Source organism: Granulosicoccus sp. 3-233, from assembly GCF_052681095.1.
In genome coordinates this window covers 130508-150264 of the sequence record NZ_JBQYLE010000001.1, presented here as the reverse complement: position 1 = coordinate 150264, position 19757 = coordinate 130508, and the positions used below count along the sequence as shown (strand labels likewise).

16 protein-coding genes are annotated in these 19757 nt (G+C 60.0%); 2 read left to right on the top strand and 14 right to left on the bottom strand.

Going from position 1 to position 19757, the window contains the following annotated elements:
- Window positions 1–82: 82 nt before the first annotated feature.
- Entirely contained in the window at window positions 83–1009 is a 927-nt protein-coding gene (locus ACUNV4_RS00675; protein ID WP_430876552.1) for a porin, read from the top strand.
- A gap of 102 nt (window positions 1010–1111) precedes the next feature.
- Here ACUNV4_RS00675 and ACUNV4_RS00670 read toward each other — a convergent pair whose 3' ends face one another.
- The 12 genes from ACUNV4_RS00670 to ACUNV4_RS00615 all read right to left on the bottom strand — a co-directional run bounded on the left by ACUNV4_RS00670 (window position 1112) and on the right by ACUNV4_RS00615 (window position 16214).
- Window positions 1112–1444 (bottom strand): BON domain-containing protein, encoded by a 333-nt coding sequence (locus ACUNV4_RS00670; protein WP_430876551.1) that lies wholly within the window; start codon window positions 1442–1444, stop codon window positions 1112–1114.
- 135 nt (window positions 1445–1579) lie between these two features.
- Window positions 1580–2455: a GNAT family N-acetyltransferase gene (locus ACUNV4_RS00665; RefSeq protein WP_430876550.1), complete on the bottom strand. Its 876-nt coding sequence runs from the start codon at window positions 2453–2455 to the stop codon at window positions 1580–1582.
- Window positions 2452–3240 carry a polysaccharide deacetylase family protein gene (locus ACUNV4_RS00660; protein ID WP_430876549.1) on the bottom strand — a complete coding sequence of 263 codons (789 nt, stop codon included), beginning with the start codon at window positions 3238–3240 and terminating at the stop codon, window positions 2452–2454. Before ACUNV4_RS00660 ends, ACUNV4_RS00665 begins: the two co-directional genes overlap by 4 nt.
- A gap of 32 nt (window positions 3241–3272) precedes the next feature.
- On the bottom strand, window positions 3273–3692 hold the full coding sequence (locus ACUNV4_RS00655) for a cyclic nucleotide-binding domain-containing protein (protein WP_430876548.1): 420 nt from the start codon (window positions 3690–3692) through the stop codon (window positions 3273–3275).
- A gap of 43 nt (window positions 3693–3735) precedes the next feature.
- Window positions 3736–6435 carry an ABC transporter transmembrane domain-containing protein gene (locus tag ACUNV4_RS00650; protein ID WP_430876547.1) on the bottom strand — a complete coding sequence of 900 codons (2700 nt, stop codon included), beginning with the start codon at window positions 6433–6435 and terminating at the stop codon, window positions 3736–3738.
- A 43-nt stretch (window positions 6436–6478) separates the two neighbouring features.
- Window positions 6479–7651 (bottom strand): glycosyltransferase family protein, encoded by a 1173-nt coding sequence (locus tag ACUNV4_RS00645; protein ID WP_430876546.1) that lies wholly within the window; start codon window positions 7649–7651, stop codon window positions 6479–6481.
- Window positions 7648–8901: a glycosyltransferase family 4 protein gene (locus ACUNV4_RS00640; RefSeq protein WP_430876545.1), complete on the bottom strand. Its 1254-nt coding sequence runs from the start codon at window positions 8899–8901 to the stop codon at window positions 7648–7650. Before ACUNV4_RS00640 ends, ACUNV4_RS00645 begins: the two co-directional genes overlap by 4 nt.
- Window positions 8898–10106 (bottom strand): glycosyltransferase family protein, encoded by a 1209-nt coding sequence (locus tag ACUNV4_RS00635; RefSeq protein WP_430876544.1) that lies wholly within the window; start codon window positions 10104–10106, stop codon window positions 8898–8900. The genes ACUNV4_RS00640 and ACUNV4_RS00635 overlap by 4 nt, the downstream gene beginning before the upstream one ends.
- Before the next feature lie 81 nt (window positions 10107–10187).
- Window positions 10188–11387, bottom strand: coding sequence for an ABC transporter permease (locus ACUNV4_RS00630; RefSeq protein ID WP_430876543.1), 1200 nt, complete (start codon window positions 11385–11387; stop codon window positions 10188–10190).
- Window positions 11384–12382 (bottom strand): ABC transporter permease, encoded by a 999-nt coding sequence (locus tag ACUNV4_RS00625; RefSeq protein WP_430876542.1) that lies wholly within the window; start codon window positions 12380–12382, stop codon window positions 11384–11386. Before ACUNV4_RS00625 ends, ACUNV4_RS00630 begins: the two co-directional genes overlap by 4 nt.
- A 2-nt stretch (window positions 12383–12384) precedes the next feature.
- A complete protein-coding gene (locus tag ACUNV4_RS00620; protein ID WP_430876541.1) occupies window positions 12385–14304 on the bottom strand; it encodes an ABC transporter substrate-binding protein in 1920 nt (639 codons plus the stop codon).
- A complete protein-coding gene (locus ACUNV4_RS00615) occupies window positions 14301–16214 on the bottom strand; it encodes a dipeptide ABC transporter ATP-binding protein (protein ID WP_430876540.1) in 1914 nt (637 codons plus the stop codon). The genes ACUNV4_RS00620 and ACUNV4_RS00615 overlap by 4 nt, the downstream gene beginning before the upstream one ends.
- A 449-nt stretch (window positions 16215–16663) precedes the next feature.
- Between ACUNV4_RS00615 and ACUNV4_RS00610 the strand changes: the two genes are divergently transcribed.
- Window positions 16664–17641, top strand: a complete 978-nt coding sequence (locus tag ACUNV4_RS00610; protein ID WP_430876539.1) for a glycosyltransferase family 32 protein — start codon at window positions 16664–16666, stop codon at window positions 17639–17641.
- Here ACUNV4_RS00610 and ACUNV4_RS00605 read toward each other — a convergent pair.
- Window positions 17579–18559, bottom strand: a complete 981-nt coding sequence (locus tag ACUNV4_RS00605; protein ID WP_430876538.1) for a polysaccharide deacetylase family protein — start codon at window positions 18557–18559, stop codon at window positions 17579–17581. The two genes, ACUNV4_RS00610 and ACUNV4_RS00605, sit on opposite strands and share 63 nt — an antisense overlap.
- Entirely contained in the window at window positions 18556–19674 is a 1119-nt protein-coding gene (locus ACUNV4_RS00600; protein ID WP_430876537.1) for a glycosyltransferase family 4 protein, read from the bottom strand. The genes ACUNV4_RS00605 and ACUNV4_RS00600 overlap by 4 nt, the downstream gene beginning before the upstream one ends.
- Window positions 19675–19757 lie beyond the last annotated feature (83 nt).

The window sequence follows — 19757 nt, the reverse complement described above, 5'->3', positions numbered from 1 at the left end:
GCTGACTAAAGTTGCTTCGCTGAAACATTAAACGTATTTCGTTGTACTTAGCTCACAGCAAATATCTGATTGGAGAAAACATATGAAATTCACTAAGACAGCTGTCGCGGTAGCAATCGCAGGTATTGCTGCAGCTCCCATGATTGCTTCCGCTGACACCACTCTGTCCGGTGTTGTTGAAATCGCTCTGCAAGGCACTGACATCGACGACGATGATCTGGAAATCGGCACTGGCGACGTCCTGTTCGGTATCACTTCCGAGCACGAAATGGACAGCGGCCTGACTGGCTACGGTAGCTTGCGCGTCGATCTGGACCGCCTGTCGAACCAGGGCAGCGTTTTCGTTGAAAATGGCCCGGGCGAAGATGACGACCTGAACATCGGTAGCGTTGGTACTGCTGATGCTGTTTACGTCGGTATCAAGGGTGGATTCGGTGACTTCCGAATGGGTGAAATCCCATTGGCTGTCGAGTATGGCCAGGTTGCCAACGACATCTATGACGTCGGTTCTGAAATCAGCGGCGGCATGAGCTACACCGGCACATTCGGTCCAGTCGGTCTGGTTGCCAACTTCTCACCAGAAGGAAACCAGGATGCACTCGGCCTGGGCGCAAAATTCGGCATCGGCGGATTCAGCATCGGCCTGGGTGGTGAGCAACGTGGCGAAGACGACCTCGTCAACGGTGCAGTCGGCGTATCCTTCGCCTTCGCTGGTGCGTCCATCGCAGCTCACTTCTGGAGCCAGGAAGTTGCTGAAACAGCCGGTACTGGTGATCTGGAATCAGCCTCTGTCAAGATCGGTTACGGTTTCGGTGGCGTCAGCGCTGCTCTGACTGTCTCTACTCTGGAAGACGACGGTGCTACTGACCAGAATGCTGTTCGACTCGACCTGGGCTACGCTCTGGGCGGCGGCACTCAGCTGAGCTCACGTATCACTCAGTTCAACGATGACAACGACGCCGATGCAGAATTCCTCGAGTATCGCGTCATGCTGGCTAAATCTTTCTAAGATTACCCACGCAGAAGTAAAAAAGCCCTTCTCTTGAAGGGCTTTTTTTTGCCTGCAATTCGGTAAGTCAGCTCAGGAAGGCTCAGCCAGCTGAAGCAAGCTTCAACGAAAGACAGTCAGTGAATTCACCACGAATCTGACACCTGGCACCTGCCCGGCCACGCGCTCGGCCTCATAGACAGTGGCTTCATCAGTCACGTAGCCTGACAACTTGACGCTGTCCTCGCTGACGCTGGTCACCATGATATTGCTGACAGCCGTTTGAGGCGCTCTCTTCAACGCCTGCTTGACCCGGACTGACAACTCGGCGTTGTCATCCACCGTCGTTACGATATCTTCCGTAATCAGTGGTCGTCCATCAAAACCACAGCTTCCCAGCACCAGTGCACAGCCCACCATCACGGCTGATACCTGCAACTTCACACATTTTCTCAAGATTTTCTCCAACGGAAAGGGTCAGACCGGGAGCGGTCTGCGCAGATTTTCAGATACCAAAACTCTATCCGAGCGCATTCTACCGCATGCACTCATTGCCTCCCGTCACTTCCGAGACCAGGCAATACGGACGCTCTAGTCGAGCTTCAGGTCCAGCAACTGCAATTCGCTGTACAGGAAGTCGATATCCCGTGGCTCTACGCTCTGGCTCAGGAAATGCCGCTCGACCGGCAGGAGCTCACAAATCGTATCTGCCGGTGGCGTCCTGATCAAGCGGCTGTCTGCGGCCAGCACCGATGGCGTATCCGGCAGCAGACTGTTGGCCAGCAGCGGCGCGCAGTCGGTGAACAGATCGGCATCGCTGGTGTACAGCAGGTCATACCACTGCACGTCCTCACCCTTGGATTTGATGGACAGGAACAGCAGGGCCTCACGACCATCAATCTCCAGAAAGATCGGCGTCACCGGCATGATCTGCATGTCATCCAGTATCTGCCGTTGAACAGCCGTGGCCCGTTCACGAATGCCGTCGATATCCCGTGTCAACACCAGTGCCGAGGAAGCCGCCCCCGATCTGTGCCAGTGATACCGCCGGTCATCCAGCACCTGATAGCCCAGGGCTTTCACGATACCGATGGGCTTGCTGGAATTGGTGAAGATGGTATAGGTCAGCGAAGTATCTTCCATGGTCGCCAGCAGCATGCCCTTGCCCAGCCCCCTGCCGCGCAAGGATTTGTCCAGGTACCAGGAACTCATGCTGGCAAAGCGCTCCTTGCGAAATCCTCGTTGCTCATCACCGATCATGCGCTCGCTGTAGATAAGCCCGGTATAACCGAGAATCCGTCCATCGGACTCCACCACCACACCGTAATCCGGCTTGTCCTCCAGCCATGGATAGCTCATCAGCCGGCGCCAGCGCTCGACCGGAAACTTCGAATTCATCTTGCTGTGCAGCAGCGTGCAGATGGCGTCGACATCGGCCGGTCCTGCTGCGCGAATGACTGTGCTCATGCCTTCTCCGCAAACAATTCGCTCGGCATCACCCAGACTGCCCCCGGGTGAGCCTTGATCGTGGTAGCCAGCCTTTCACTGAATACCCAGCCGGCTTCATCCAGATCGCGATGATGCGTCACGAATCCGGTTGGTTCATCACTGTCCACCACAGCCAGGCGGCGCTGCCGCAGGTGCTCGACCAGACTTGTCAGTGTCTTTTGCTCACCGGCGAACCGGGCACCGGATTTCCAGCGTATGGGGTCGCAGTGACCGTTGATACTCAGCAGTCCCGGCACCAGTTCGCGGGCCGTTCTGGCACCCTCGGTAGAGAGGGCGCGATAGCCACGCGCCGCCAGGGCTGCATGCAATTCAGGGGCGACATGGTTCCATGGTGGCACCAGCACGGGCAGGAAGGTCTCGCCGAATACGGTTTCCAGAATCCGACGCCCCGCATCCAGATCCGCCAGCACCGCCTGCTCGCCACGGTGCATGCCCAGTTCCCAGGCACCCAAGCCTCTGCCCCGAGGCGCATGATTGATGTGGGCATATCCATGCTGTGCCACCCGGACGAAGGGCTTGTCTTCCGCCAGCGCCTCGACCAGCGAGGCCTGCAGAGGCTCCGGGATCACGGCAAGCAGCAGACCCGTATCGCGGCACAGGCTCATCAGGCGATCGAGCAAGGGTCCTGCGGCAACGGCGTCGTCATCCCGCCACCACAAGGTTGCGCAGCGGCCGCTTCGCTGCCAGGCATGGAGTTCCTCATCGAGCAATAACCAGGGGTCCTGCGGGGAGTCAGTCGTCACGATCTTGTCCGAGTGTCGGGAGGAAACGGAAACTAGCTGGCGCGGCTCAATTGCTCGCCCAGTTCACTGAGGATGTTTGACAGTGTATTCGGACAACTGCTCATGAGTTTCTGGAAACTCTCCTTGGATATCAGCAGAGCTTCCACGGTAATGCTGGCAGTGACCGTGACTTGCCTGGGCCGATCGCAGAACAGGGCCAATTCGCCAATCATGGAATTCGCGGCGATGGTACCGATGGTTTCCCGCTGACCGTCCACCTCGTGGTGAATGGTTACCGCGCCGGATAGCAGGATGCAGGCGCTCGATGCCTTATCCCCCTGCTGGAACAGATCCTGCCCCGACTGGTAGATCATGCGACTGGATGTAAAGGCCAGCAGTCTGAGCGCCTCCGGCCGGATCGCAGAGAACATCGGGATACGGCGCAGAACAGTCAGTTCGTCGTTCAGAGTCATTGCACATCCACCGTCTACCATTCTGACAGTCTCGACAGCCCGATCAAAGCATCTGTTCGAGCAGACTATCAGGCGAGAACTCAAAAGTCTCCAGCATTCGATCCTCCACGATGCCCTTGTCACGGAATGTGATGCAACGATCAAAATACCGCGCGTTGGCTTGCGACGCCAGCACCCAGACTATACCGGCACCCTCTGTCATTCTTGACAGATAATACAAGGTGTTGCGAAGAATCTGCTCCTGCTGAGCCTGGTCCACACCCGTGATGGGACGGTTGAAGATGTAATAATCCGAACGCCGCAGCAAGGCTCTGGCAAAATTGAACTTCTGCCGCTGGGCGGTGCTCAGACGGCGGCCGGCGGACCCTACATCGAAGGCGAGCCCGAGCCTGAATATGCGCTCGTACAGCGCCGGCTGTCTCAGCAGCAGCCGTTCGATGATGCCACGTACCTGGCGCTCGGCATCCTTGAAACGGTGATCGACCTTGCCGAACACGATATTGTCGATCAGATTGGCAGGCTTCAGGTACTGCTCCGGGTCATAGACATCGATCAGCACCTTGAGACTCTCCGGTGCCGTGTCGAGCAGCATTTTCCGGGTTTCAATGACCTTGTCCATCAATGCCTCGTCCAGCAGGCCGAAGCGGTAACGCGGTTCCGAATACTGGAAGGCCAGCTCGATCCAGGCATAGCGATCCTCCTCGCTGATGCGGGAAAACTCCGTGTGCCGGGTCCGCTGGTACAGGGCTCTGTATTTCGGGATATCGGCAGGCTCCATGATGTCCAGCCGATCGAAGAAGGGATGGTCCTCGGCCAGTCCACCGAACAGCTCGCGGGCGGATTCGGCAATGGACATCCCCATGTCGAACAGCAGACGATCAAGCCCCGTCAGCGCCATCGTGTAGCGCAGGAAATCCGTTCCAGCCTGCGACCGTTGATCGTCGGGTGCCTCTACCAGAATGCCGAACACCAGATTGTCCTGCAGTTCTGCCTGCGAATTGTAGCTGTCGATGTCGAACGGAATGATCAGATCCGTCAGTTCGGTCGATTCGAGTTCGTCACGAACCTGCTTGCGCAGAGCCACCACCTGCTCGGTCAGATCCTCACACAAGTGCGCATCGAGCGTGGTATGCAGCGCGAAGTCGAAGACATCATCGATCAGCCGTGTCACGGTCAGCACCTGTTTGAGTGCCCCCAGCATGCCCCCGCTCTCGGTGTACCCGTTCACCAGATCGACGTCGATCCAGTTGCTCTTCAGGTCGAAATCCGGGTTACCGGTGCGCATGGCCTCCTGTTGTTCCCAGAGACGCTGCAAGGATTCCCTGGCGTTGTATTCCACTTCATCGAGCGGACCATGCTTGAGTCCGTACAACAGGTTTTCTTCCAGCGTGCCGGCAAAATAGTAGGTATCCGTCGAAATGTAGGTGATTCTGCGCCCCGTGACCGATTCGGGCAGGGTGGACAGATTCTCCTTGCCGGCCATGATCTTGCCACGGGCCGGCTTCACCACGCCACCGAACGCCTCTGCCAGCACATTTGCCCCACTGTAGGCATCGCCAACGACCGCAATACGCTGACCGCCCTCCACGCTCACCGAGACACTGTCCAGTGTCACGGCGCCCCCCTCGTCCTCGATGACCAGATTGACCGCACTCAATGGCTTGTCCAGCGTTGTCATCGTCGCCGCACCACCCCGCTCGAGCGCCTGTACCTCCGGCGGCAGCATCTGCTCGGCATCGAACTGTTCGACGATCTGCTCGTACTTGACCTGCACGTCCTGCCTGGCCATGTCCCAGTCGATCAGTTCCTTGAGCGGGCCCGGCAGTTCCTTGTAGGCTGCGATCACCGCCACCAGCTGGCCGACATCCAGGCGACCGGTGATCGCCAGATAGCCACCGATCAGATAGAACAGGAACGGTGTCAGCTGGGCCAGAAAGTTGTTGAGAAACTTGACCTTGAACTTGCGCTGGTAGATCTCGTAACGAATCCTGAACAACACGCCCAGACGCGATGCCACATCGGCCCGTTCGTAGTTGGAGGTATCGTTGGTGTGAATGGTGTCGATACCCTCGACGATTTCCGTGACACGACCTGCCAGCTGCCGCGCCCTGATCTGCCGCTCCCTGCCCAGTACCAGCAGTCGCCTGCGCAGGCGCGGGATGACCAGCATCTGAATCGATGCCATGAACAGCGCCACACCGCCAAGCCAGAAGTGCTGAACGAAGATGAACGCCAGTGCCGTCAGCGCCTGCCCCCCCAGCAAGACTGGCTGCACGAAGGCCTCGGCCGTGAATCCGCCCAGCGGTTCGACCTCATCCTTGATCATGCTGGAGATCTCACCGCCCTTGATGCGTTTGAACTCGACCGGCAGAAAACGCAGAACACGATCGATCAGATCGAATCGCACCCGCCTGAGCAGACGCTCACCGAGCAGTCCCTTGTAGGTGTTGATGTAGTACTTGAACACACCGTTGATGATGACCAGCGACAGGAAGCCCAGACTCAGCACCAGCAAGGCATCCACACGATCCAGCTGCAGACCGGCGAAGAACGGATTGGCAAGGAAGGTTTGCGTGTCGTTGACCGATTCGAAGCCACTGCCCTGAATCGGCCCGTTGATGATCATCTTCGGCAGATCGAACGCCAGGTAATACGGGATCATGGATACCATGACGACACACAGGATCCAGATCTGCTGGCGCGATGTGTGAGTCCAGATATAGCGGGTAAAGCTGTGTTCCATGAATACGTGTGATGACCGCCTGCGAAAGAACCGGTACGCGAGCCTAGGCCTGCCGCGCCCCCGTCGTGATCAGACTCTGCACGATCTCTGCCGTTTGCGCCGCTCCCCGGGTATCAAGTCCGGGGCGAGCAGCTGCAGCGGCATCGTCGCCTGACAGAACCTGCCGGATCAGGGCCGCAAGCGTGGCGCTCGAGAGCTGATCCTCGGCCAGCACCTCGGCCAGACCCAGTTCCTGCAGTCGTGCCGCTCTGTCAGCCTGTTCGGTTTCCCCACCCACACTGTAGGGAACGAGAATGGCGCGACAGCCTGCCTGCAGGATGTCGCCCATCGTATTGTAGCCGGCCTGCGACACCGAGACCCGGGCATTGCGCAACAGACCTGGAAAATCTGCACGAAAACGTTCCAGCAGCACGTTGTCCGGCAGTTCACGGGCCATGGACGCATAGTGAGCCTGTTGCAGATTCGGCCCGCCGATGATGCACCAGCTGAGTTCCGAGGGCAGTTCCCCGGCCGCCTGCAACGCCGCTTTTACAAGTCGGTCCCCAACGGCTCCGCCACCGGCAGATACCACGATATCGACCTGCAGAGGGGATGGCTCTGCCAGCGGCGCGCACACCAGTCCGGTGTAGCTGATCCTGTCGGCGATGGTTGCAGCGCAGGAGAAGCTCTCATCCAGTGTCGCGAACTGCGGGTCGCCATGTACCAGCACGCCGTCGAAATGCCGTGTGATCAAAGACGCTGTCTCTTCATCGCGCCCGGGCTTGGTCCGTCGTTGCAGAATATCGCGTACGGATGTCAGCAGAACCGGCCTGTTCTGACGCGACTCGATCGCCTCGATCAGTGGCAGCAGTTCGAAGCGCAGCTGTCGCCTGCCGAACGGGAAGGCTTCGAGAATCACGCAATCCGGTTCGATATCGTGGAACATCTGCAGCAGCAATGCCGATCGCCGCTGCCGGTAGGCATCGTCGAGCACCTGGCCATCGGCATCGACCAGCTCCCCGAAATTCTTCGTGCCCACGGCCATCGCCGGCAGCTCGAGTCGACGCACGCCCACCGGACTGAAGCCCTTGACCGGCAGCCCGCCACTGACCAGCGTGACGTCCATGCCGCGTCCTGCCAGCGCCTCGGCAATTCTGCCGGCTCGCATCAGATGTCCGATACCCAGCAGGTGCTGGACATGGAACAGGATGCGCGAGGCCCGCGGCCGCCTGCTCACGCCTGCGGCTGCCACTGTTCCTCGAACAGGCCAACCAGCTGCCTGATGCTGACGTGGTAATCCAGCGTACTCCTGACCTTCTGCTGCGCCGCCGAACCGAGGCGATCCCGCAGCTGCGGACTCGACAGTGCGCGGTTCAGCGCGGCGCTCAACGCCTGCACATCCTCGGACTCGACCAGCAGCGCATTCTCGTCATCGGCAAACAGTTCGGGAATCGCCGACACCCGGGTAGTCACACAGGGCAGGCCCTGACTGGCCGCCTCCACCAGCACATTGGGCAGGCCATCCCGATCACCGTCATCCGTCACCCGGCAGGCCAGTGCGAACAGATCGCTGGACTGGTAGTTGAGCAGGACCTCCTTCTGCGCGATCGCCCCCAGCCAGCGGATACGCGATTCAATGCCCAGCTCACGTGCCAGAGCCTGCAGGCTGGCGCGCTCGGTACCGTCACCGATATGCACGAAACGCCAGTGCAGAGTCTGCGGCAACTCAGCCAGCGCCCGCAGCAGCGTGTCATAGCCCTTCTTGCCCACTGCCCGCCCTACGCTGAGGATGATCACCGGATCGTCCGGGGACGAGCCATCCCGACTGGCCGGCTGACGTACCGTTGCCGGAAAACGATCCAGATCGATACCGTGGTAACTCAGATGCACGGAGGCGGGACGTGGAGACAGGGATTGCAGATGGCGATGTCCGACGGCGGTACAGGTCACCGCCCAGCGTGCACTGGCAAGCTTGCGGGACAATTCCCGATCCGACGATGTCCAGATATCCTTGGCATGGGCCGAGACGCTCCACGGCAGCTCCAGCAGACGAGCCGCATAGGCGGCCACCGACGCAGGGGTGTGGATGAAATGCGCGTGCACCCAATGGGCATCCGCCGGCCATTCCGCAGCCAGCACCAGTGCCTGAGCAAAGCGCCGGACGCGATTGCGGCTGCGATCGTGCAACAGGTCACCAAGAAAGTCCCGTAGCGTGGTGCGGAATCCGGGCAGTCGCATGGCCCGCCACAGGCTGCGCAGCACCCGACCCGGTTCATCATGCAGATACTCCGGCAGGTAGTTGACCGGCGCTGTTATCTCATCGTGCACCGCGTGCCGCTCAGGGTCCGTCGGGTGCCGCAGGGATACCAGCTGCAAGGCAATACCGGCCTGTTCCAGACCGAGAAGTTCCTGCGCGATGAAGGTTTCCGACAAGCGGGGGTAGCCCTTGAGCACCACCACCAGCCGCGACGAACTGTGATTGTTCATGCCTTGCTTTTCTGACTGATCCTGTTTGCGTGACGATTCTGCAGCAGGTCCCCGACAATCTGCGAAATACTGCCCAGACCGTCCATCTTGATGGCGGAGGTCCGTTGCGAAGGACGCAGCCGATCCGGCAGCGCCCGCAGTGCCGCTGCCATCTTCATCGGATCATTGGATTCCTCGGGCAGCAGCATGTCGACCATGCCCAGTTCGGCCGCGCGCTGTGTGCGAATCAGCTGCTCCTCACGTGGTACGGTTCGCGGCACGATCAGTGCCGGCTTGTCGAAGGACAGGATCTCGCAGAAGGTGTTGTAGCCACCCATCGACACCACGGCCTTGGCACTGAAGATCAGCTCTTCCATGCGTGAATCGAAATTGATGATCTCCAGATTGTCCAGGCGGTTGCCACGTTCGACGAATTCATCCCGCTCCTTGCCCGGCATGTAGGGGCCCAGCACCACCAGCGTCTTGTAACTCAGGGTCTCGTCCTGTTCGTAGGCGGCCAGCACATCCCGGATCAGGGTCACGCCATCACCACCGCCTCCGGTGGTGACCAGAATGTAGTCACCCTCCTGCTTGTTGGTCGACAGCTCGGCATGCAGTGCCTGACGTTTCAGGAAACCGACGAAGCGCATGCGATCGCGCATCCGCTGCGGTATGTCCATTCCGACCATCGGATCGTGGAAGTTCTCCGGGCCATACACCCAGATCTGATCGTAGAAGGCGTCTATCTTGCTGACCAGCCCCTTGCGTTCCCATTCCGCCGCCAGCAGATGGGGCGCATCCATGACGTCGCGCATGCCGAGTATCAACTGCGTATCGCGGGACTTCAGATAGGCCAGAGTCTCGCTGACCTCGCCCTGCAGTCCCATGGGTTCCTTGTCCACCAGAAAGATGTCCGGCTGGAAGGTTTCCGCGGCATGGCGGATGATCGATTCGCGCATACGGATGGTATCGCCAAGATCGATATGCTGATCCATCGAGGTGTACTCGCCATTGCGCAGCTTGATGACGCTGGGAATCTTGACGAAGTCCACGCGTGCCCGGAAATCGAAGGCACCGGCAATCGCCGACCCGGAGATGATCAAAACGCTCAGCCCACTGAAATTCTCCACCAGCGAATGGGCGATGGTTCGACAGCGACGCAGGTGTCCCAGCCCGAAAGTATCGTGGCTGTACATGAGTATGCGGGCACCCTCAGGGAAACTCACCGTGTCAGACCTCCCGGGCAGGTGAACCCGATGCCGGAATCCTGCGATTCAGATGTTTTCATCACGAGTCCCTGCGCTGGCTCACTTGTAGGGGTCGGCTGCATCACGCAGCCCGTCACCGAGGAAATTGAAGGCAAGAATCACCAGAATCACGGGCAATACCGGAAAAAGCAACCAGGGATACAGGGCGATGATGTTGATGCTGCGCGCCTCGGTCAACAGAATCCCCCAACTGGTGATCGGTGGTCGCAGTCCGATCCCCAGAAAGCTCAGAGCCGTTTCACCGAGAATCATTCCCGGAATGGTCAAGGTGGCACTGGCTATCAGGTGTGACATGAATCCGGGGATCAGGTGCCGTCCGATGATTCGGGTGCTGCTGGCGCCCAGCAGCTGGGCGGCCACCACATAGTCTTCTTCACGCAAGGACAGCAGCTTCGAGCGTACCGCCCGAGCCAGGCCAGTCCAGTCCAGCAGACCCAGTATCACCGTGATGCCGACATAGACCAGAATCGGGCTCCAGGTCAGCGGGATGATGGTCGCCAGCGCCATCCACAGCGGAATGCTGGGAATCGACTGCAGCACCTCGGTGATGCGCTGCACCAGCATGTCGAACACACCGCCACGATAACCGGCGATGCCACCGATGATGATACCCAGGATGAAACTCATCATGACCCCGAAGATGCCGATGGTCAGGGAGATCCTGGCCCCGTAGATGGTGCGCGACAGCACGTCGCGACCCAGGCGGTCGGTCCCCAGCAGAAACAGTTGTCCTCCCTCGGGCGGGCAGATCAGATGCAGGTCGGCTTCGAACAGGTTCCAGAAACGATACGAGTCGCCATGACAGAAGAACTGCAGCTCCTGCACATCGTCCTTGTTGTCGGAGTAGTTGCGCCGCAGGGTGGTCATGTCCAGCTCCATCACCTGCCCGTAGGTGTAGGGCCTGACCAGTTCGCCATCACGGAAGAAATGCACGGAGGCTGGCGGTGCGTAGATGAACTCGGTGTTGCGCGTATGCAGATTGTAGGGTGCCAGGAATTCACTGATCAGGATGGACAGATAGATCAGCACCAGAAAGATGCCGGAAAACAGGGCGACACGATGCTGGCGGAAATACCACCACATCAGTCTCAGCTGGGAAGCGTGTGCCGCCGGGCCACCATGGTCCCTGTCCTGTTCAACGGCATTGGGATCATAGGGCGCATCGGACACATAATGCGCCAGTGGGGCCCCCGGTTCGGTCAGGGGGGACTTGCTCAGCGGTGTGTTCGGCGGCTTCATCGGTGGCGCCCCGCCCCGAAGCGGATGCGTGGATCCAGCAGGGCCAGTGCAATATCCGACACCAGCACGCCCACCACCGTCAGAAAGGCCAGAAACATCAGAAAGGAGCCAGCCAGGTACATGTCCTGACTCTGCAGCGCCTTGATCAGCATCGGCCCCGTGGTCTCCAGTGACAGCACGATGGCCGTCACTTCCGCACCGGAAATGACGGCTGGCAGAATCGAGCCGATATCCGAGATGAAGAAGTTCAGTGCCATGCGCAGAGGGTATTTCGTCAACACCTTGACCGGGTGCAAGCCCTTGGAGCGCGCTGTCACCACATACTGCTTCTTCAGTTCGTCCAGCAGATTGGCTCGCAGTCGGCGGATCATGGCCGCGGTTCCGGCGGTGCCGATGATCAGTACCGGAATCCACAGATGTTCGAGAATGGAGAAAAACTTGTCCCAGGACATCGGCTGGTTCAGATAAGCCTGATCCATCAGATGACCGATGGAGGTACCGAACCAGATATTGGCCAGATACATCATGACCAGTGCCAGAATGAAGTTCGGCACTGCGATCCCGATCATGCCCATGAAGGTCAGACCATAGTCACCCCAGCTGTATTGATGAGTGGCGGAATACAGACCGATGGGAAAGGCAATCAGCCAGGTGAAGGTGATGGTCACCACCGACACGAGAATCGTCAGCCACAGACGATCACCCACCACCTCGCTGACCGGCAGGCGATATTCGAAGGAGTAACCGAAGTCACCGACCAGCATGCCTCCCACCCAGTGGAAGTAGCGCACGATCATCGGTTCGTCGAAACCATAGCGTTCCTTGAGCAACTCGATCTCGGCCAGATCCGCTGCCTCCCCCATCGCACGCAGCTCCGAGACATAGCTCTCGAAGTAATCCCCTGGCGGCAGCTCGATGATGGTGAACACCAGCGCCGAGATCAGCAGCAGGGTCGGGATCATGGTGATGATCCGCCAGAGTATGTAGCGCAGCATGCCTAGATCTCCTTGTCCAGCCAGAAGGTATCGGGCATGTAGGCACCGAAGTAACTGGTCGGCTGGAACCCGAAGAGTCCTTTCTCAGGCAGATTGTGCAGACGTGCCGAGCGGACCACAGGCTGCAGGGTGCCGTTGATGGTACCGATGGTGAAGACCTGATCGGCGTGGATCGCCAGCATGCGCTCCCAGATGCGGCGCCGATCCTCCTGGCGCCTGGAGAGCATCCATTCGTCACGCAGATTGCTCAGCAGCTGTACATGGAAGAGATCGGACGGTTTGCCCTGGGAGTGGCCGGACATGTAGTGCAGGCCCCAGAGCGGCCATTGCAGCTGATCATCACTGCTGGGTGCCAGTTCTTCAGGCGACATGTCCGGTGCCGGCAGTCCGTTGTCCAGCCCCTGCCAGACCGACATCATGACCTCCCCTCCGCGAATGCGGCTGCGGAAGATGTCGCGCTGCGAGGTGCGTACGAACAATGCAATGCCGATCTCGCGGAAGTGATCCCGTATCAGCTCCAGCACATCGGTCTCCAGGGTGCTTTCACCGGAGGACTCGACCGTGATATTGGCCAGTCGCCCATCCGGCAACAGCCGCATGCCATTGGCATGACGCTTGTCCATGCCGAGGATATCCAGCAGACGATTCGCATGCTCGGGTTCATGGCTGGCCCAGGCATTGGCATATTCAGGCTTGTACAAGGGGCTTTCGGGCAGCACGGTGTTGGCACTTTCATTCGCCAGCCCGTAGTAGATCACCTGATTGATCTCACGCCGGTTGATGGCAAGCGACAGGGCCCGGCGCATGCGCACATCCTGGAACAGCTTGCGCCAGCCGCGGTCCTTGCAGTTGAGATTGGGGAACAGCACGACACTGGATCCCCGGGTACGCTTCCACAGCGATACCTTGATGGGAAAGCGTTGTTCCGCCTCCTTGATCAGGGTGTAATCCGGCAGGTCCACGGCCGAGGCCTGCAGATCGCTTTCTCCGGTCGCAGCCTTGGCGGCGATGATATCGGACGTACTGACATTCAGGACCATGCGATCGATATACGGAAGTTGCCTACCGAATTCATCGACCCGATGAAAATAGGGGTTGCGTTCGAACACGAACTGCTCGGCCGGCGGCCGGGTTCTGGGACGCCAGGGCTCCAGTGTCGGCAGATCCGGGTTCTCCGGGCGATTCTGCCGCGACATCTTGCGGTGCAGACCCACCCAGTCATCCACCCGGTACTGCTCCACCAGCGCCGCCAGCTTCTCCGGTGTCTGGTATCGCGCATGGAACTGGCGCATGTACGAGGACGGCAGCGCCAGCGTCAACGGTATCGGCGATGCCAGATTGGGCAGGAACTGCGGCATGGGCAGGTCCCAGGTATAGCGCACGGTGAGCGGATCCAGCACTTCGAAACGGGCCACATTGCCATTGACCTTGAGACTGACAGGCGGGCCGCCCCGCAGATACTCCTCGTTGAGAATGACATCGTGCCAGTAGTAGTTGAAATCCTCGGCCGTGAAATCGCTGCCATCGGACCATTTGTGCCCTTCGCGCAGATGGAAGGTGAAGCGCCGCCCGTCCTCGACCGTGAAGGACTCCAGAATATCCGGCACCATGTCCAGTTGCAGGTTGTAGCCGACCAGCCTTGAATACCCGTTGATGGGAACATAGCGAATGTCCCGCTGGCCGCCGATCAGCATGCGCAGACTGCCACCATGCTGACCCGGCTCGCGCCCCATGGCGCCCAGATCGATGACACGCGGGTTGCGTGGCAGGCGCTCAGACAATGCCGGCAACTTGCCGGCTGCAACCCGCCTGGCCAACAGCTCGGATTCCAGCGAAACCGCTTGTTCACCGCTTGCCGCCGGCAGACGCGTCGGCAGCGCCGCGGTAGCCAGCAGACCCAGAAGACGTCGCCGAGTGATCATGCTTGCAGCTCCCTGAAGTCTGCAGACGCATTGGCCAGGACGTAATGCTCCTCACCCACATCGACGGCGGTCAGAGGTTCGCCACCGATATCGTTTCGAAAGGCTGCCGGCCAGGCATGCTGCGAAATGGAACCGGTCTCCTCGACACTGTCGAAATCCAGTGGTCGATCCAGATCGGGAAACGGCACGGCGTTCATCAGTGAACGAGTGTACGGATGAATCGGCGACTGCATGATGATTTCCCGCGGAGCCATCTCGACGATCTTGCCCGCCCACATGACGGCCACCCGATCCGCCATGTAATCGATGACCGCCAGATTGTGCGAGATGAACAGATAGGTCAGTCCCATGTCCTGCTGCAGATCCTTCAGCAGGTTCAGAATCTGCGCCTGCACCGACACGTCCAGCGCCGAGACCGGCTCATCGCAGATGATGAAACTGGGTGCTACCGCCAGTGATCGGGAAATGCCGATACGCTGTCGCTGGCCACCGGAAAAACTGTGTGGATAACGCTGCAGGGCATTCTTGCCAAGCCCCACCGCGTCAAGCAGTGAGCTGGTGGCCACATTGCGTTGTTCACGGGTGCCACGCTTGTGGATCTCGAAGGGTTCCCGAAGAATATTGCCTATCGTCATGCGTGGTGACAGCGAGGATATGGGGTCCTGAAAGACCATCTGCATCTTCGCCCGCAAGCGCTGCAGTTCCTCTCCGGTGGCTGCCAGCACATCCACCGGACCATCACCATCATTGAAGATGACACTGCCGGTATCGGGTGAGACGGCATGCATCAGGATCTTGCTGAGTGTGGTCTTGCCGCAACCGCTCTCGCCCACCAGACCCAGACACTCGCCACGACGAATATCGAAACTGACGCCGTCGACGGCCGGCACCGCCTTGCTCTCACCTCCCACCTGCCAGTCCTGCTTCTTGGTGAAGTAGGTCTTGCTGAGATCCCTGACCGACAGAATGACATCCGGTGCCGCACTCTCATCGCGTGGAGGTGCAGCCAGCTTGTCCAGCAGATGCTCGACGTGTGTGTCGATATCACGCAGAGGCTGCAGACGCACCTCCCGCGGCATGTCGAAGGTGGGGATCGCGGACATCAGACCTTTGAGATAGGGATGACCCGGTGAGCGAAAGATCGCGTCAACCGGTCCTGCTTCCATGATTTCCCCACGATAGATGACCGATACTTCATCGGCCATGTTGGCGACCACGCCCAGATCATGGGTGATCAGCAGAATGGCCATATGCAATCGCGATTGCAATTCACGCAGCAGCTTCAGGATCTGCGCCTGGATGGTGACATCCAGGGCGGTGGTTGGCTCGTCGGCAATCAGCAGCGCCGGTTCGCAGATCAGCGCCATGGCAATCATGGTGCGCTGGCGCATGCCCCCGGAGAGCTCGAAGGAATACATGTCGAAGACCTTGCCCGGATTGGAAAAGCCGACCAGGCCCAGCATGTCTTCGCACCGTTCACGCTGCTCCTTCGGCGACAGGTTGGTATGAATGTGAAGCACTTCGCAAATCTGGTTGCCCACCGTGTGCAGCGGCGAGAACGAGGTCATCGGTTCCTGAAAGATCATGCTGATGCGATTGCCACGCAGGGCACGGATCCGTCGCCCGTCACGTGGCAGTTCGAGTATGTCCCGGGGCGTAGCCGGTGAATGAGGGTCAGTGAACAGGACCTTGCCGGTGACGTTCGCCATTTCGGGCTCGAGTCCCATGATCACCTGGCTGATGATCGATTTGCCGGAGCCCGATTCGCCCACCAGAGCTGTGACCTTGCCGGGCAGGATGCGCAGACTGGCCCCCTTGACTGCCTCGACACTACCGCCCAGCAGTGGAATGGACACGTGCAGATCTTCGATACGCAGCAAATCCGTGCCGGTGTTCGGCTGGTCCGACATAGTGTTACTGGCCTTTCATCAAAAGGGAACATCCGATCCGAGCCAGCTTGCCGGGCCACGGTACCTTACTGCCTGCACAGACAGATCCTGCCACAGTCGTCATGTCCATGCACCATGGCCTTCATGCGGGCTTGCGGTTACCCTGCGCTGATCGGCCTCGCCTGCCACGGGGTCAGGACTGACCATGGACTGTCTGCATTGGTACATGTCTATCACGATAACCCATATCCGGCTCATAAATGTTGCTGTCACTCAACTCAACGGCGAGCAGCCGGCAAGATTGAATGACAAACCACCGAGCGCCGTTCTTGTACGCCTTCGACACTCGGACTCGACCATAGCTTCATCGAGGGGATGCAAGACTGCGCCACGGTCCGCCGCGGGCACCTTCGGGCCGGCGCGCTGTCCCACGTGTATGCTCCGACCTTCAGTCAGTGTAGCGAGAACTCATGTCAAGCAGGCGTCAATTGAAGGAAGCTCTGAAAGCCGCAGCGAGCCTGCGTGTCGCCGGGGAACTGCAGGCAGCCCGGGAAGCACTGGCGCAACTGCAGTCCGATCCGGATATTCGTGAACTGGGACAGATGACCTCTCTGGGCCTGCCACGCACACTGGTATCGGCGCAGCTGAAGCTTGCCAAGGCTGAACGCGATATCGTGCGTCGTGTCGGCTATCAGTATCATCTGGTCCCCGAAACCGGCACGCTGGAGCGCTACACGCAGTTCGACAGCGACGAGCGTCGCCGGTTCTGCCAGGCACAGAGCGAGGCCGTACCGCGCTGCATTCATCAGATCTGGATCGGCGATCAGGCACCACCGCTGGCAACCGAGGCCTGGCGCGCGCATGCACGGCAACAGGGTTATGACTACAGGCTGTGGCGGGAAGACGATCTGCAGCACATCGGCCTTGAGCAGCTGCCGTTGTATCGGCATCTGGTCGAACTCGGCAACCTGCCGGGTGCAGTGGATGTAGCCCGTTATTTTCTGCTGCAACAGCGCGGTGGCATCTATCTCGACTGTGACTGGTACCCGGCCCGCAACGACCTCGGCTTCCATGATCTGTCACCGATGACAGGTCTGGCAGCACTGGCCGAGGACATTCCCAGAAACACCGGCAAGGGCGGTGTACTGTTGTCCAATGCCGTATTGCTGTCCCCGCCCGGACATCCGGTATTCAGCCGTCTGCTGAGCGTGCTCGATGAGGTGGTCGCCGAGATGCCCGGCGCCCCCGTCTGGTGGACCACCGGCCCTCTGATCTTCACGCTGATGGCACGCGGGGGGCCCGTGACACTGGCCGATGCCGGGCTGGTTGCCGGTTCCCTGCCGCAAGACACGGCCATTGACGAGGTTCAGCGCTGGTGCCGCGAGTCACAGGCCAGGGACGGTGGCCTGTTGCTGGCCTGGAAATCCTGGATCTGGGAACTCGGCTGAGAGCAGATGACTGGCAGCTGTCCACTGCACGATGGGGTGCCGCGAGGTCAGTTCGAACAACTGTTCGAGAAAGTGCCAGGCCGGCGGCTCATGCACCAGATGGTGGGTCAACAGCCCGGTGATGTCGCAACCGGCAAGCAGGCGGGCCGTCAGTTCGGCAAACAGTTCATCCGCGTCTCGGGTGCTGCGAGCCTGCGTGCGTGCGGCGGCCTCATCAGCGGCGACGCGGCGCCCGTCGCGCTCTTCCTGAGGCTTTGCACGACTGCCTTTCCAGTCGATGATATCCACATGGGTATTGAGCATCGGCATCGACTCGAAACGGATATCGGCGAAGGTGGATACCGCCCGAAAACCGATCGACGACAGCCTGGGTATCAGTGAGGCCGCTATCCGGTTCCAGGGCGGCACCAGCAATGGCAGGCATTGCGCCCCGTGCCATTGCTGCAGATGCTGCAGGCCACGCTGCAATTCCGCGCAGGTCTGCTCCAGGGGGCGTTGCCTGCCCAGTTCCTGTTTCTTCTCGGTGGCAGCGGCATGATTCATATGAGCCCAGCCATGTACCGCAACCTCCACCGTTGGCAAGGGCTGCAGGCGCTGCGCCAGCGCTGCCCCGGAGAAGGCGGGTATGACGGCCAGGGTCAGCGGAATACCCTGCGCCTGCGTCATGTTCAACAGGCGATCGAGTGCCTCACCGGGCTGCACGGCATCATCATCGCGCAGCCACAGGCGTACCGGTCTGCCGCTGTCCTGACGCCATTGCAGGGCATCATTCAACGCCTGGCAGGCCGCGCGACTCACTCGTCCCTCTGCCAGACCGTTCACAGCCGGAGCGGAAGGCCGGATCGTAGCCGAACCCTCTCTGTCAGCATCGCATCCTTCACTCACAGGGCGTGGTACTCCGGTTCGTGCATCGCTCATGATCTTGCGTCCGCTTGATGGTCATCCCACAGATGACCTTGCAACAGGGTCTGCAGGGTTCTGACAGCCGCCTGAGTGCTGTGTTCACGCTGCACACGCTCGGTTGCCGCGACGGCCATGCGCTGTTGCAGGGCCGTATCCGACAGCAGCCTCCCGATCGCCGCTGCGTAGGCCGTAGCGTCGGCCGGAGGCGTCAGAACGCCACCCTGCCGATCGCACACCACTTCCGGCACACCGGCAGTCCGATAGGCAACCACCGGCAGACCTGCCGCCTGAGCCTCCAGATACGCCAGTCCATAGGCCTCACCGCAGCCGGGCCATACATACAGACCGCAGCGGGCAAACAGCTGCGCAATGGCGGCCGGTTCCAACTGACCGTGCCAGTGAATGCGCGTGTCCGGTATGGCGCTGAACAGCTGGCGGACATCGGCCTGCAGGGGTCCGTCGCCGACAATGGACAGCTGCCACGGCAGATGCAGCAGGCTCTGCAGTGCCGAGGCCAGATGCTGATAGCTGTGCAGCTTGTCACCGCCGCGCATCATGGCAACTGCAACCAGATGATGCGGATCATGCCCGTTGAGCTCTGTGGTGAATGCTTGTGTATCGATGAAGGGCTGCAGGTCCGCCAGTCGAGCCTTCGGGGCTGCCGCCTGCAGGCCCAGCCTGTCTCTGCGGGTGAAACACAGATTGACCGCGGCCAGCTCGATGGCCTCCCGCACCCGCTCCTGCATGTCTGCCCAGAGACCTTCGTTGCGCCGTGCCGACAGACTGGCCTCGGCCGTGACGTAGGGCACATCAAAGGCCTGGCACAGAACCGGTCCGATGAGATCCGGCGACTTGTAATAGGGGTGGTAACAGAACCAGGCATCCGGCGCACCGTGTTCCTGCCACTGCCGCGTCAACCGCTGCACTTCCCGCTCACACGACTGTTGCAGCGCCTGCAATGCTGCCTGGTCATGCGCATCTCGCAGGAAAGCGCGCTGTTCCGAGGCCACGTCCACTTCACACGCTGCCTGTTCAAGCAGTCCGATCAGTTGTCGCGCCATCAATCGATCGCCGGACGGCACGGGGTGCCCGGCTGGCTTCAGCGGTGCATAAAAGGCAATCTTCTTCATGCGGCTTTGCGGCTGGGTTTCCTGAAGGGCGGCGTTGAAAAGTGGGATTGAGAAACGGGGTTGACTGGCGGGATTGAGCGGCG